General features: G+C 34.7%; 11 protein-coding genes. 7 read left to right on the plus strand and 4 right to left on the minus strand.

What is annotated here, in order from left to right:
- The first annotated feature begins 126 nt into the window (after positions 1-126).
- A complete protein-coding gene (locus GMA17_RS10055) occupies positions 127-2,409 on the plus strand; it encodes a T9SS type A sorting domain-containing protein (RefSeq protein WP_248395620.1) in 2,283 nt (760 codons plus the stop codon).
- A 199-nt stretch (positions 2,410-2,608) separates the two neighbouring features.
- Here GMA17_RS10055 and rsmG read toward each other — a convergent pair whose 3' ends face one another.
- A complete protein-coding gene (gene rsmG, locus GMA17_RS10060; RefSeq protein WP_248395622.1) occupies positions 2,609-3,238 on the minus strand; it encodes a 16S rRNA (guanine(527)-N(7))-methyltransferase RsmG in 630 nt (209 codons plus the stop codon).
- Between the two features lie 141 nt (positions 3,239-3,379).
- Between rsmG and GMA17_RS10065 the strand changes: the two genes are divergently transcribed.
- Entirely contained in the window at positions 3,380-4,474 is a 1,095-nt protein-coding gene (locus GMA17_RS10065; protein ID WP_248395625.1) for an acyl-CoA desaturase, read from the plus strand.
- Positions 4,475-4,504: 30 nt separating this feature from the next.
- A complete protein-coding gene (locus GMA17_RS10070) occupies positions 4,505-5,692 on the plus strand; it encodes a pyridoxal phosphate-dependent aminotransferase (protein WP_248395627.1) in 1,188 nt (395 codons plus the stop codon).
- A 71-nt stretch (positions 5,693-5,763) separates the two neighbouring features.
- Here the strand turns inward: GMA17_RS10070 and GMA17_RS10075 are convergent, their stop codons facing one another.
- The gene (locus GMA17_RS10075) at positions 5,764-7,257 is read right to left on the minus strand and encodes a TrkH family potassium uptake protein (protein ID WP_248395630.1); all 1,494 of its coding nucleotides are present in this window, start codon (positions 7,255-7,257) and stop codon (positions 5,764-5,766) included.
- Between the two features lie 2 nt (positions 7,258-7,259).
- Positions 7,260-8,609, minus strand: coding sequence for a Trk system potassium transporter TrkA (gene trkA / locus GMA17_RS10080; RefSeq protein ID WP_248395632.1), 1,350 nt, complete (start codon positions 8,607-8,609; stop codon positions 7,260-7,262).
- A gap of 240 nt (positions 8,610-8,849) precedes the next feature.
- Here trkA and ubiE point away from each other — a divergent pair, with 240 nt between their 5' ends.
- Both ubiE and GMA17_RS10090 read left to right on the plus strand, forming a co-directional pair.
- Positions 8,850-9,575: a bifunctional demethylmenaquinone methyltransferase/2-methoxy-6-polyprenyl-1,4-benzoquinol methylase UbiE gene (gene ubiE / locus GMA17_RS10085; RefSeq protein ID WP_248395634.1), complete on the plus strand. Its 726-nt coding sequence runs from the start codon at positions 8,850-8,852 to the stop codon at positions 9,573-9,575.
- 4 nt (positions 9,576-9,579) lie between these two features.
- Positions 9,580-10,293, plus strand: a complete 714-nt coding sequence (locus tag GMA17_RS10090) for a porin family protein (protein WP_248395636.1) — start codon at positions 9,580-9,582, stop codon at positions 10,291-10,293.
- Between the two features lie 61 nt (positions 10,294-10,354).
- On the opposite strand, the gene GMA17_RS10095 is transcribed toward GMA17_RS10090, so the two are convergent.
- Positions 10,355-11,074: an RNA methyltransferase gene (locus GMA17_RS10095; RefSeq protein WP_248395638.1), complete on the minus strand. Its 720-nt coding sequence runs from the start codon at positions 11,072-11,074 to the stop codon at positions 10,355-10,357.
- Between the two features lie 182 nt (positions 11,075-11,256).
- On the opposite strand from GMA17_RS10095, the gene GMA17_RS10100 reads away from it, so the two are divergent.
- Both GMA17_RS10100 and fbaA read left to right on the plus strand, forming a co-directional pair.
- Positions 11,257-13,782, plus strand: coding sequence for a BamA/TamA family outer membrane protein (locus GMA17_RS10100; protein WP_248395640.1), 2,526 nt, complete (start codon positions 11,257-11,259; stop codon positions 13,780-13,782).
- A gap of 42 nt (positions 13,783-13,824) precedes the next feature.
- Entirely contained in the window at positions 13,825-14,892 is a 1,068-nt protein-coding gene (gene fbaA, locus GMA17_RS10105; protein ID WP_248395642.1) for a class II fructose-bisphosphate aldolase, read from the plus strand.
- Positions 14,893-14,926 lie beyond the last annotated feature (34 nt).

Consider the following 14,926-nt stretch of genomic DNA (forward strand, 5'->3'; position numbering starts at 1 on the left):
CAGTATATTTAAACAATCAATACATCTATACATATGAAAATAAACTACTTTTTATTAGTCGCGCTGCTTACCATATCAGCGTTTTCGCAAAACAATAAAACTTTCGAAAAATTTGATACAAAGGGAATGGAAACAAGCATTTTGGTTCCACAATCTCCCATTGTTAATATTACAGATTACAATAACAAAACGCTAAACACCTATAGTTTTTACCAGGCGTATAAAACCATAGCACAAAACGATTTCCAAGACCGTTTTAAGCCACTTTCTAGTTTAAAAGAAGACAGTAAACAAAGCCATTTCACGAATTATATTCCATTGGCAATTTTGCTTTCAGATTTTGAATCTATTACCGAACAAGCTTTCCGAAATCAAGTAGTAACAAGAGATGCGCAAGGCTTCATTATTCGTAGAAACACAAGTGAGGCTATTTTTGAAAAAAGAAACCTGTCTATTGCCGCGCCGCTTAGAGCAAAGCACAAAGGATTAGAAACGACGTTTTCAATAGCGTCAAAACATATTTTTAATGCAACAGAAAATGCCATTGAAGCCATTGCCATTAATTTTGATGATGGTCAAGATTTCAGGCCAATACCAACTAATCAAAATATACAAGTTTCCTATTTAGAGGCTGGAGATAAAACACTAACATTTCAAATAACATTAGCTGATGGATCCATTATTTACCGTCAAGCAACTATAGAGATAGCTTATTCTAATGCCGATTTAGAACGAAATTTTAATCGTGTAATATCAACATTTAATTCAACTATTACACCAGACCTTTCGCCTTACGGAGAAACCACATCTTATCCTGGAACAGGTGAATACGAACTATTTTTAAGCGCTGATAATATTTTAGACAAACCTATTATTTTAGTCGACGGTTTTGATCCTGCTGATGGACGTGACATTGCTGGAATTTATGAACTACTAGATTTTGAAGAAAATGGGACCACCTCTAATTTAGGGGATTTGGTAAGGGACGAAGGTTTTGATGTGGTCATTCTGAATTTCCCAGTGTATACGCGCGCAGCTGATAATAAAGTTATTGATGGTGGCGTTGATTTTATTGAACGAAACGCCATGCTTTTAGTAGAATTAATTAATAGCATAAACGCACAAAAAATTGGCGTGGAAAACAATGTCATTATTGGGCCAAGTATGGGTGGTCTAATTTCAAGATATGCCATAAATTATATGGAGAATAATAATTTAGATCATGAAACTAGGTTATGGATTTCTTTTGATTCACCTCACCATGGTGCCAATGTGCCCATCGGGTTTCAACACCAGTTTAATTTTTTAGCTTTTGGACTTGATGATTTTGCTGTTTTAGGCGATCAAAATGTGGAAGAATTGCAACCTATTATTGATGGTATGTTACGCTCTTCTGCTGCTAGACAAATGTTGGTAGATCAGTTTGAACCGCATATTACAAATAGCGATGGTGTTACTTTTAATAGCGCTTTAAATTTACCGCAACAACATCCTTACAAAGCCATTTTGGACACGAGAATGAATAGTTTAACCGCATCTGGATTTCCAGAGTTAACACGAAATATTTCAATTATTAATGGAAGTGGTATAAATTCTAGATACCAAGATAATACAGCAGCTGCAAATAATTTAAATCCTGGCAGTCGTATTCTTAATGCAAATATTGATGTAATAACAGGTGCCGAATTAAAAGCCGAAACACGTTTTACACCTAATGCAGGTTCACAAGTTTATAGTAGTAAAGTACATTTGGATTTTGCTTGGTGGTTTCCTTTAGCCAACGACCGTATTAACAATGCCACATCCCGAGCCCCAAGCTTTTCTAATGGTGTGGACGCTGCTTCTGGTGGATTATTTGACATTTTGAGCTTGACTGAAGATTTATCCACAGATGGTTTGGTGGGCGATTTTCTAAACGCGCTCTCCACAGATTATTTTAATTTTATTCCAAGCGTCAGTTCTATGGCTTTTGAAATTACTAATAATGAAATCGATTGGTTTCATACGCCAAGTAATGTTACAACCGCTCGTGCAACAACCAGCACCACACCTTTTGATGCTTGGTATATGCCAAATGAAAATGAACCACACGTAACATTAACACCTCAAAATGTTGATTTTGCTATAAACGAAATTATTCTAGAAACATTACATACAGATTCATTTTCTGAAAACTTTATGAAACTGGAACAAAATCCGGTTTCACAAAGTTTTACAATTTTAAGTTCACAAACCTATAACAATGCCAATATATCCATAGTAGATATTACCGGGAAAACAGTTTTACAATTAACTTTAAATGTAACCCAACGTACTAACGTTCCGTTCCAAATGGCTTCGGGATTGTACATTTTAAATGTAGAAAGCGACGGCAATCAAATTTTAAAAACAAAATTATTAGTTAAGTAAACAATACTGAATTTTAATTAAAAGAGGCTGTTTTAATAATAGCAACTTAATGTCCAACTTAGCGCAGTAGAAGTTTTCATGTTTTTATAACACAAACATTTCCACTGTACTCAATGTGACATTTAGAATGAAAATTTACTTTTCAGACAGCCTCTTTTTTATTTTTGTAAAATTTTATTCCAATTCAAAATTAAACATATTACCCTTTAAACTTAATGGGTAAATGCACCACCTTTTTAGTCTCGAAAAATGCTTCCGAATAAAAATCGGAAATATTATAAATCGTTGCTAATTTATAGTCTTGGAGTTCTTCCGATAAATCGCCTCCTTTTAAATACAAAATCCCATTTTTAAGTTCATGGTTTTGTTTCTTGGCAACTTTACCTTTTATCCAGTGCACAAAAGTTGGCATGGCAGCCACGGCTCTGCTAATAATGAAATCGTAGGTATCTTTGATTTCCTCAACTCGGGAATGCGTAGTTTTTACGTTAATCAGCTCTAATCCAGCAACAACCTCATCCACCACTTTCAATTTTTTAGCAATACTATCTACCAAATGAAATGTGCATTCTGGATATAAAATAGCTAGTGGAATACCTGGAAAACCACCTCCAGTTCCAACATCCATTAATTTAGTTCCTGGTTTAAAATCAATCACTTTTGCAATGGCCAAAGCGTGCAAAACATGGCGTAAATACAACTCATCAATATCCTTTCTCGACACAACATTTATCTTCAAATTCCAGTCTTGATATAAGGCTTCTAATTGCGTAAATTTAGCAATCTGATCTTCCGTTAGGTCGGGAAAATACTTTAAAATGAGTTCCATATTCTTCGATTTTCGACAAAAATAGGTAATTTTTTGTGCATATTTTTATGAAAACTTTGTGTTCATAACGGCTCATTATAATTATATTTGCATAAATATGTGTTACAACCTGGTTTGTAAGTACATTTTAAATAACACAGTATGACAAATAAAACCCTTTCTTTCTCAAGAAATGATTCTGCAAAATTCTTCAGAACATTGAATAAGCGCGTGAATGATTACTTCAAAGAAAATAATATAAAAAAAACAGGTAATTGGACTTTATACATAAAAGCCATAATCATGTTTACCCTACTTTTAGGGCCTTTAGTCCTTTTATTAACCGTAAGCATGCCTGGCTGGTTGCAAATAATTTGTATGGTAGTCATAGGAATTGGAATTGCTGGTGTTGGAATGAACGTGATGCATGATGCTAATCACGGATCTTTTTCTAGTAAAAAATGGGTAAATACCTTAATGGGAAGTAGTATCCATATTTTAGCTGGAAACGACTACAATTGGAAAGTTCAACATAATGTTTTACACCATACCTACACAAATATTCAAGGTCATGATGAGGATATTGATGCAGGACGAATTATCCGATTCTCAAAACATTCTAAATGGATGAAAATCCACCAATACCAAAAGTATTATGCATTTTTACTTTATGGACTATTAACAGTAAACTGGGCAATTACAACCGATTTTAAACAGACCTATGTTTACCTGAAAAGAAAATTATCTTATGGTGATTTTCCTAATCCAGCAACACAATGGACGAAATTAATTATTGGTAAAATATTATATTATTCACTTTGGGTAGTTTTACCATTAGCTTTAGGCTTTGCCTGGTGGAAAGTGTTAATCGGATTCTTAATTATGCATTATACAGCTGGTGTAATTTTAAGTGTTATTTTCCAATTAGCGCATGTCATGCCAAATACGGAAATGCCTTTACCTGATGAAGAAGGAAACATGAAAAACACATGGGCTATTCATCAATTATTTACCACCTCTAATTTTTCACCAAAAAGTTGGATTGTAGAGTTTTACACAGGCGGTTTAAACAGACAGGTAGAGCACCATTTATTTGCTCATATTAGTCATGTTCACTATAAAAACATTGCTAAAATAGTGAAAGAAACGGCGCATGAATTTAGCTTACCTTATAATGAATACAATTCTATTTGGACAGCTATAGCAGAACACTACAACCAATTAAAAACACTTGGTGCAAAACCGAGTATGGCTTAATTTTCATTTACTTTTAAAAAGATATTTCTAATGAATGTACTTTCAGATAGAGTTTTAAACATGGCCACGTCTGCCACATTAGCTATGGCAGCTAAAACGCGCGAATTACGTGCGGAAGGCAAAGATATTATTGGTTTGAGTTTGGGTGAACCAGATTTCAATACACCAGATTATATTAAAGAAGCGGCTGTTCAAGCCATTCATGATAATTACAGTTCCTACACACCAGTTGATGGTTATGTAGAACTAAAACAAGCCATTATCACCAAATTTAAGCGTGATAACAATTTAACCTATACCTTACCACAAATTGTGGTGTCTACAGGTGCTAAACAAGCACTTTACAATGTGGCACAAGTAATGATTAATAAAGGTGACGAAGTTATTTTACCATGTCCATATTGGGTAAGTTATGCAGATATTGTTGAGCTTGCCGAGGGCGTTCCTGTAGAAGTACAAACCAGTATTGCCACCGATTTCAAAATGACACCTGCACAATTGGAAGCAGCTATTACACCAAGAACAAAAATGATTTGGTATAGCTCTCCTTGTAATCCAAGTGGCTCGCTTTACAGCAAAGAAGAATTACGTGCTTTAGCCGATGTGCTTCAAAAACATCCAAATATTTATGTGGTTTCTGATGAAATTTACGAGCATATTAACTTTACAGAAAACGGTCATGCTAGTATGGCCCAATTTCCAGATATGTTTGATAGAACCATAACTATAAATGGCGTTTCTAAAGCGTTTGCTATGACAGGCTGGCGAATTGGGTATTTAGGTGCGCCAGAAAACATAGCACGTGCTTGCAACAAAATGCAAGGTCAAGTAACTAGTGGTGCTAACAGTATTGCACAGCGTGCGGTAATTACAGCTTTAAATGAATCGCCAACGCGCGTTAAGTTCATGATAGATGAATTTCATATTCGTCGCGATTTGGTTTTAACCTTATTGGATGATGTGCCTGGGTTTATAAATAATACCCCAGAAGGTGCTTTTTATGTATTCCCTAATATTTCGGCTTTCTTTGGAAAAACCCTAAAAGGAACCACCATTAACAATGCAACCGATTTCTCATTATTCTTATTAGAACACGCCTTGGTAGCAACGGTTACAGGTGATGCGTTTGGCGCACCAGATTGCATTCGCTTATCTTATGCAGCGAGTCAAGCACAAATTATTGAAGCTATTAAGCGAATTAAAGAGGCTGTGACTTAAAGATTAATAGCATTTATTAGTTGAATAAAAAAAATCCACTTCGCTTGAAGTGGATTTTTTTTATTTTTAAATTACCTATTCCTCCAAAAGAAAGGTGTTAATAAAATCAAAACTGTAAACAACTCCAAACGCCCAATTAGCATTAAAAAAGCGGCCCACCATTTACCCAAAGCTGGTAAGGCAGCGTAATTATTAACTGGGCCAAAATCGCCAAAAGCTGGACCCACGTTTCCTAAACTAGAAGCTGCAATTCCTATGGAAGACATGAAGTCTAATCCAAACATAGAGAACACTAAAGAACCTACAATAAAGGACAGCATATATAAGATAAAGAAGGCAAGAATATTAAAAACAATATCTCCTGAAACCGCTCTAGAATTATAACGAACAGGCAAAATAGCATTGGGATGCAAAGCACGCTTAAATTCTAAAAAACCATTGCGTATTAAAATTAAATGGCGCACTACTTTTACCCCACCCGATGTGCTTCCTGCTGAACCACCTAAAAACATCAACCCAAAAAAGAATACCACTAAAAATGGTGACCATAAGGTATAATCGGCTGTAATAAAACCTGTGGTTGTTACAACACTTAAAACTTGAAACATGCCATGTCGTAGGGCACTTTCTGCTTCACCCCAAACCATGGGATGTGCTATGGATGATATTGTTGGATCTGCTTTAAAATAAATAATGGTACTCGCAATGATGGTAAAAATCACAATAAAAGACAGATAGAGCTTAAACTCGTCATCTTTTAGTATTTTCTGAACCTTCCCTTTAAAGGCAAAATAGCTTAAAACAAAATTAGTTCCAGCTAAAAACATAAAAAGGATAATGATATACTGAATAACCGGTTGATCATTCCAATAGGCAACACTCGCATTTTTGGTTGAAAACCCACCAGTAGATAAGGTACTCATAGCATGATTCATGGCGTCAAACAAATTCATTCCGGCCACTTTTAACAAAATAGTTTCTGCTACGGTATACCCAAAATAAATGAGCCATAACCGTTTGGCTGTATCGGTAATTCTTGGATGTAACTTATCGGCATTAGGTCCTGGCGCTTCAGCCGCAAACAACTGCATACCTCCTATTCCTAACAAGGGCAAGATAGCTATGGCTAAAACAATTATTCCCATCCCGCCTATCCAATGTGTCATACTACGCCAAAAAAGAACCCCTTTTGGAATAATTTCAATATCATTCAAAATGGTGGCACCTGTTGTAGTATAGCCAGACATAGTTTCTAGAAAGGCGCTGGTAAAATCCGGAATAGCACCTGTAAAAACATAAGGTAAACAACCTGAAAGCGCCATGATTAGCCAGCCAAATGTAACGACCACATAGCCTTCACGCTTATCCATGATTTTTTTATGATCACGCGTGGCATACATCAACGAAACGCCTAATAAAAGCGTACTAATACCCGCTAAAAATAATGGAAACGTAACGCCATCTTTATAAATATAGCTGATGAGTGTAGACACGAGCATAAAGCCACCATTAAATAAAAGCAGCAAACCTAAAAAGTGAAAAATGATTTTATAGTTCAGTTTCATACTTACAAGAACAGTTTTTCAACTTCTTTAATAGAACGTGGTAATCCGCAAATGACGACCAAATCTCCTTCCTGGATCTTAAAATCTCCCAATGCAATATTTCCAATCCCATCTCTTATAACGCCCGCAATAATAGCAGATCTTGGAAAGCCCGCATCTTTAATTAATTTATTGCAAATTTTTGAACGCGCTTTCACTTTAAATTCTAAAAGCTCGGCATCCATATTATTTAATTTGGTCATAGCTAATACTTCACCACGTCTCACGTATCTAAAAATGGTATTAGCAGCTAATAATTTTTTATTTATTAGAGTATCAATACCTATGGATTGCGACAACTCAAAATAATCCATGTTTTCAACCAAGGAAATAGTTTTTTTAACACCTTTTGATTTGGCTACTAAACTCGACATAATATTAATTTCGCTATTCCCTGTTACGGCAATAAAGGCATCCATTGCACCCATGTTTTCTTCATTCAATAAATCAACATTCCGGCCATCACCATTTATAACTAGTACATTTGGCAATTCATCCGCAATATCAAACGCGCGGTTTTTGTCTTTTTCAATCAGCTTCACGTTAAAACCATTAGCCGATAAATCACGAGCTGTTTTATAACCAATTTTACTACCACCAAGAATCATTACATTCTTAATTTCTGTATTGGTTTTACCTGTAATTTTACATAATTCTTCAGCACCACCTTCCGATGTTATAAACACTACGTGATCGCCTTCCTTTAATTGGGTATCACCTCTTGGAATAATAGTATATTGTGTTCCAAAGCGTTGAATTGCGATTGGCACAAAATGTATATCTGGAAATATTTCGGCTGCTTCCTGAACCGTTTTCCCTGCAAAAGGCATGGTTCTAGATAGATCTAATCCCACCATAGTTAGTGCACCATCTTCAAAAGCATAGGTATCACTAAATGCAGACTGGGATAGTAATAATCTAATTTCAGCCGCGGCTAAAGCTTCTGGTGAAATTAGTTCATCAATACCAAATTTAGTAAAACCTACTTCATCTTTATGTTGTATAAACTCGGTGTTGGAAATCCTGGCAATGGTTCGTTTGGCTCCTAACTGTTTTGCCAATACACAAACCGTAATGTTTGTTGTTTCTGAAGATGTTACGGCAATTACCAAATCACTTTGGGCAACACGTGCATCTTTTAAAATAGAAATGGAAGTTGCATCGCCTTTCATAACCTTTATATCCAAATGATTATCTGCATTAAGCAAACTTTCTTTGTTGGTATCTATCAGCGTAATTTCTTGCGATTCAAAGGATAATAGTTTTGCTAAATGAAATCCAACTTCACCAGCACCCGCAATAATAATTTTCATCTGTTTACGTTTATTGTTTTTTCAATGGTCAGATGGAACCTTAAATAATTAAACCTAGTATTACCTCGCATCTTAATGCAAAAATTTAATCAATTTCAGTTTCACGTAGTTTTTTTCTAAAAAGTAGTACAAAGATAAAGCAAAAAATAGGACTTCTATAAATTTCCATGGGTTATAATAAATTACCATGTAGTTGTTTAATGGTTATGTAATAGTTTATATTTGCAAAAAAAATAAAAGTTGTCGAAAGTAAATCCATATAAAGATAGTAACCTAGGAAAGAAAGAACAGGTTACAAAAATGTTTGATACTATTTCTGGAAATTACGATGGTTTAAATCGTGTTATTTCCTTTGGTATTGATGTGTCTTGGCGAAAAAAAGTACTCGCTATTATAAAAGCAAGTAATCCTGAAACCATTTTAGATATTGCAACGGGAACTGGCGATTTGGCTATTATGCTTGCTCAAACCAATGCCAAAAAAATTGTGGGTTTTGATATTAGTAGCGGTATGCTAGAAATAGGCAAACAAAAAGTAGCTCATAAAAATCTAGATAATAAGATAGACATGGTTTTAGGCGATTCTGAAAACATGCCGTTTGAAGATAATTCTTTTGACGCCATTACGGTTGCCTTTGGTATTCGAAATTTTGAAACCCTAGAAAAAGGCTTATCTGAAATTCATCGTGTGCTAAAACCTGGAGGCACTTTTGTGATTCTTGAAACCTCCATGCCAACCAAAACACCTTACAAACAAGGTTATAAATTTTACACTAAAAATATTTTACCAGTTATTGGTAAATTGTTTTCAAAAGACAAAACAGCCTATGCTTATTTATGCGAATCTGCTTCTGTTTTTCCTTTTGGTGAGGAATTAAACAATATTTTGCGTAAAATTGGGTTTACTAATGTGAATGACTTGCCACAAACATTTGGTGTGGCTACTATTTATACATTATCAAAATAGTTTTATGAGAAAACACCTTGTCCTTTTTGGGTTTATTTTACTATCGCAAGTAGCTTCGGCACAATTATTTTCAAAAGAAAAAATCAGGAATCTGGAAACTGAAGATAAAAGGCTTTTAAGTTATGGTTTCTTTTTAGGGTACAACAGTTATGATTTTAATTTTGATTATAATACGGATCAGGCTGATATTTTAGTAGAAAAAACAGGAGGCTTTAGTGTTGGTTTAATTGGAAATCTGCGTATTATGGAATACATGGATCTACGTTTTGAGCCTGGTTTATATATTACAACACGGAATTTAGTTTACGATGAAAGTTATTTTCAAGGTATGGAATTTACGGATACGGATTTAAAGCGCGAAGTAAAATCTACCTACATCCATTTTCCGTTGTTAATGAAATTTTCTACCAAACGTATCAATAATTTTAAGCCGTTTGTGGTTGCGGGATTATCTACAGCTTTAAATTTATCGAGTAACGAAAATAATCCAGACGATAATAGCAGCGGACAATTTAGAACTAAAAAGAATATGTTCTTTTACGAAGTTGGCTTTGGGGTGGACTTTTATCTTTACTTCTTTAAATTTACACCATCTATCCGCGGCGTTTTTGCACTTAATGACGAAATTATTCAAGATAAGGACCCTAACAGTCCTTGGACAAGCAATGTAAATACTATGAAAACGCGTGGTGTGTTTTTAAACTTTACGTTTCAGTAATTGTTAGTTGTTAAAAAATGGCATAGTTCCCGTTTCAACTCAATAACTAACATCTTAACAATTAACCCCTTTTAAATTCACTCAACAAAACAGCCGTTGCAGTAGCTACATTTAAGCTTTCAGTAGCTTGAATTGCGCCAAAGCGTGGAATACTAATGCGTTTTGTGATATGTTTTTCAATAGGTTCAGAAATGCCATTAGCTTCATTTCCCATAACTAAAACGCCTTCTGGAATTAATGCTTCATTATACACATTGTCACCATCCATAAAAGCACCATAAATTGGGGATGTAGTCGCGCTCAAATACGCATTCAAATCTGTATAGCTAACTTGCACGCGCGTAATAGAACCCATGGTTGCTTGAATAACCTTTGGGTTATAACAATCTACGGTTTGTTCACTACAAACTAAATTTTGAATTCCAAACCAATCGCATAACCTGATAATTGTTCCTAAATTTCCTGGATCACGAATATCATCCAGGGCTAAAATAAAACCGCTTTTTGGTAGCCTTTCAACTTGAGGAATTTTAAAAATAGCCAAAGCTTGGTTGGGTGTTTTTAAGAAACTGATTTTCTTTAAATCCGTCTCTGAAATAAGCGTTTCCAAATCAGCATCCAAATTACATGTTGAAACGGTATATACGTGATGTAACTCCAAATTAGAATTTAAAAGCTCCGCTATAGTTTTTATACCTTCAGCCACAAACAATCCATGTTGCTGTCTGTACTTTTTTTGTTTTAAACTCGTTATTAGTTTTATTTGGTTTTTTGATAACATGAAACCGATTTTAATTGGTGCAAACAAAATTAGAAATAATAAAACACAAACCTTTCAAAATGTGTCATTATATATATGCTTTATTTCCGTTGAAATAATGTATTTTTGAGGCAATTATTATATTATTTGTCAGTCCAAATTACATACCAAAAGCATCACTAAATTTTTATAAATCAGTATCCTTGAGAATACATTCTTCAAAAATAGCCTTTTATATTACGTTCGCTCTGTTTTTTGTGTCTTGTAATACCATAAAACATGTTGGAGAAGATCAGCAACTACTAACTAGCAACACCGTTACGGTGAATGATAAGGTAAATAATACGGAAACCATTAACAATTTACTTTACCAGAAACCAAACCGAAAACTATTAACAATTCCCATTCGGTTACATATTTACAATTTAGCACGGCCAAATATCGATTCTATTTTAAAAGCGAATATTGCTAAAAAACCCAATCGTGAGGAAAACTTGGAGCGCTTTCTGTCCAAAAAACAACTAGATCAATACATAGAATCTAGAAAAGGTATTAACACCTGGTTAAAAACCACCGGCGAAGCGCCCGTTATTTTAAATGATGAAAAAACCAAACGTTCTATAAATCGGTTGGAAGCTTACTATTTTCATAACGGTTGGTTTACAGCCAAAGCAACATCAGAAACCACAAAAATAGATTCCAGTCGTTCTAAAGTGGATTATTATGTAACCACAGGCGATCCTTATATAGTTGATTCTTTAAGCGTGAAAATAGCATCACCAGCAATAGACACCTTATATAATGAATCTAAAAAACAATCCCATATTCAATTAAACAAACAGTATAAAACGTCAACGTTTGAACAAGAAAAGGATCGATTAACAGATTACTTTAGAAATCATGGTGTCTATCATTTTAGTGAAGATTATATATACTTTGAAATGGACACCATTGACACAGATAAAAAAGTAAAAGTTGAATTACAAATTCAAGATCGACTCATAAAAAATGATGATTCCTCCAGGCGTGAACCGTTCACTATTTACAAAATAAAAGACGTTAACATTTATACAGACTATTCCTATCAAGATCGGAATAAGATGCAAAAAGACTCTACGAAATTTAAAGGTTACAACTTGTTTAGTAATGACAAATTACGCTTCAAGCCAAAAGCTTTAACAGATGTGGTTTTCATTACGCCCGATTCCACCTTTAGAGATAGCGACAGGACTTTATCTTACAGGCATATTTCAGAATTACGAACCTTTAAATACCCAAACATTGAATATGTTGAGAATCCCGATACCACTCTAACCGCCAATGTCTACTTAACACCTTTAAAGAAATTTGGTTTAGAATTTAGTGCTGAAGTATCTCAAAGTAACATTCAAACTATTGGACTGTCCTTTAATCCTTCTGTGCTTATGCGAAATGTTTTTGGTGGTGCCGAAACCTTACAACTAACAGCCTTCGGATCCATAGGAGCTTCAAAAGATGGCGCCAATGATGATGATAAGTTTTTTGATATTAACGAATGGGGTGCCGATTTAAAATTAACGGTTCCGCGTTTATTGCTTCCATTTAATACCCAGAAACTCATTCCAAAAAGCATGTCACCCAGCACACGAATGAGTATTTCCACTTCCAGCCAAACCAATATTGGATTGGATAAACAAACGCTTTCTGGAACACTTAATTACCGCTGGAAACCGAATTTTAAAGTCACCAACCGATTCGATTTATTTAGTGTTCAATATGTAAAAAACTTAAATCCAGATAATTATTTCAATGTATATAGCACATCCTATAATACTTTGAATGACATAGCTCAAGATATTAATTATATTGGGCCTAATGATGAGTTAGGCATACCAGATCAAGCCAATGAATTTATTCAAGAATCTATAGGCGACAACCCGCCAAATGGCTTGACTTCAGACAATATTCAGAATATTAACTACATTAATGAACGTCAGGAACGTTTAACAGAAAACAACTTAATCATTGCTTCTAGTTATAATTATGTAAGGGATAATAGAACAAGTTTATTCGACGAGAATTTTTCCATTTTTAGAGGAAAAATAGAATCGGCAGGAAATTTACTTTCTCTGGCGTCCAATGCTTTTGGAAGTCCAAAAAACGCGAATGATAATTACGAGATTTTTGATGTTGCCTATTCACAATATATTAAAACCGAATTCGATTATATTAAACATTGGGATTTAGGCAAAAAACAAGTTTTAGCACTTCGAAGCTTTTTTGGAATTGCCATTCCTTATGGTAATTCAAACAGTATTCCCTTTTCAAAAAGTTTCTTTGCAGGAGGTACTAATGACAATCGCGCATGGACTGCCTACAGTTTAGGCCCTGGAAGCTCAGACAGTAATGATGAATTTAATGAAGCCAACCTGAAGTTAGCCTTCAATTTAGAATACCGGTTTAATGTATTTGGCGATTTTTATGCCGCCTTTTTTGCCGATGCCGGAAATATCTGGAACGTTTTGGATAATATTGAAGACCCACAAGCAACCTTTACCAGTTTTCAATCTTTAGAAGATATTGCCTTAGGAACAGGATTTGGATTGCGTTACGATTTTGGCTTTATTATTTTCCGTTTTGACACGGGCTTTAAAACCTACGATCCGTCTTACGAAATGGGCAACCGCTGGCTAAATGATTATAATTTCACCAATGCTGTTTATAACATTGGTATCAATTACCCGTTTTAAGCTATTAATTTTATTATTTTTGTTTCTTTAAAACCACAAATTATGTCACATTCTATTAAACCAGGCGTTGCTACTGGACACGAAGTTCAAGCCATTTTTAAGTTAGCTAAAGAAAAAGGCTTTGCCTTACCAGCTGTAAATGTTGTTGGTTCCAACTCAATAAATGGTGTTCTGGAAACGGCTAGAGATTTAAATGCGCCCGTAATTATTCAATTTTCAAATGGTGGTGGTGTTTTTAATGCTGGAAAAGGCTTAAGTAATGAAAATCAAAAAGCCGCTATTGCTGGTTGCATTGCAGGTGCTAAACATGTGCATCTAATGGCAGAAGCCTACGGTGTTCCGGTTATTTTACATACCGATCATTGTGCTAAAAAACTATTGCCTTGGATAGATGGTTTATTGGATGCTAGTGAAGTGCATTTTAAAGAAACTGGTAAACCACTTTACAGCTCGCACATGATTGATTTAAGTGAAGAGCCAATTGAGGAAAACATAGAAATTTGCAAACGCTATTTAGAGCGCATGAGCAAAATGGGCATGACCCTTGAAATTGAATTAGGTATTACAGGTGGTGAAGAAGATGGTGTAGATAATACGGATGTGGACGATTCTAAATTATACACACAACCCGATGAAGTTGCTTACGCCTATGAAGAATTAAGTAAAGTAAGCGATCAATTTACAATTGCGGCAGCCTTCGGAAATGTACATGGTGTTTACAAACCTGGGAATGTAAAATTAACGCCAAAAATTCTTAAAAATTCGCAAGCACATATTTCAGAAAAATTTAATGTAGAACATAACCATATTGATTTTGTTTTTCATGGAGGATCTGGAAGTACAGTTGAAGAAATTCGCGAAGCCATTGGTTATGGTGTTATTAAAATGAATATTGACACGGATATGCAATATGCCTTTACATCTGGCGTTCGTGATTACATAATAGAAAAACAAGCCTATTTACAAACACAAATAGGAAATCCAGATGGCGATGATGTGCCAAATAAAAAATATTACGATCCGCGCGTTTGGTTACGTAAAGGTGAAGAAACATTTGTTGCACGTTTAAAGAAGGCTTTTGAAGACTTGAACAACGTGAACACTTTATAAAATAAAAGCGCAAAAAACACGCATTTCAAATTAA

Origin of the sequence: Bizionia sp. M204, assembly GCF_023205095.1 — a bacterium.
Lineage (GTDB): Bacteria > Bacteroidota > Bacteroidia > Flavobacteriales > Flavobacteriaceae > Algorimicrobium > Algorimicrobium hallyeonense.

Coding starts and splice junctions, on each gene's coding strand:
- GMA17_RS10075 (WP_248395630.1), bottom strand. CDS start 7,257: ATGAAACTGAACTATAAAATCATTTTTCACTTTTTAGGTTTGCTGCTT.
- GMA17_RS10070 (WP_248395627.1), top strand. CDS start 4,505: ATGAATGTACTTTCAGATAGAGTTTTAAACATGGCCACGTCTGCCACA.
- rsmG (WP_248395622.1), bottom strand. CDS start 3,238: ATGGAACTCATTTTAAAGTATTTTCCCGACCTAACGGAAGATCAGATT.
- GMA17_RS10055 (WP_248395620.1), top strand. CDS start 127: ATGGAAACAAGCATTTTGGTTCCACAATCTCCCATTGTTAATATTACA.
- trkA (WP_248395632.1), bottom strand. CDS start 8,609: ATGAAAATTATTATTGCGGGTGCTGGTGAAGTTGGATTTCATTTAGCA.
- fbaA (WP_248395642.1), top strand. CDS start 13,825: ATGTCACATTCTATTAAACCAGGCGTTGCTACTGGACACGAAGTTCAA.
- GMA17_RS10065 (WP_248395625.1), top strand. CDS start 3,380: ATGACAAATAAAACCCTTTCTTTCTCAAGAAATGATTCTGCAAAATTC.
- GMA17_RS10095 (WP_248395638.1), bottom strand. CDS start 11,074: ATGTTATCAAAAAACCAAATAAAACTAATAACGAGTTTAAAACAAAAA.
- GMA17_RS10090 (WP_248395636.1), top strand. CDS start 9,580: ATGAGAAAACACCTTGTCCTTTTTGGGTTTATTTTACTATCGCAAGTA.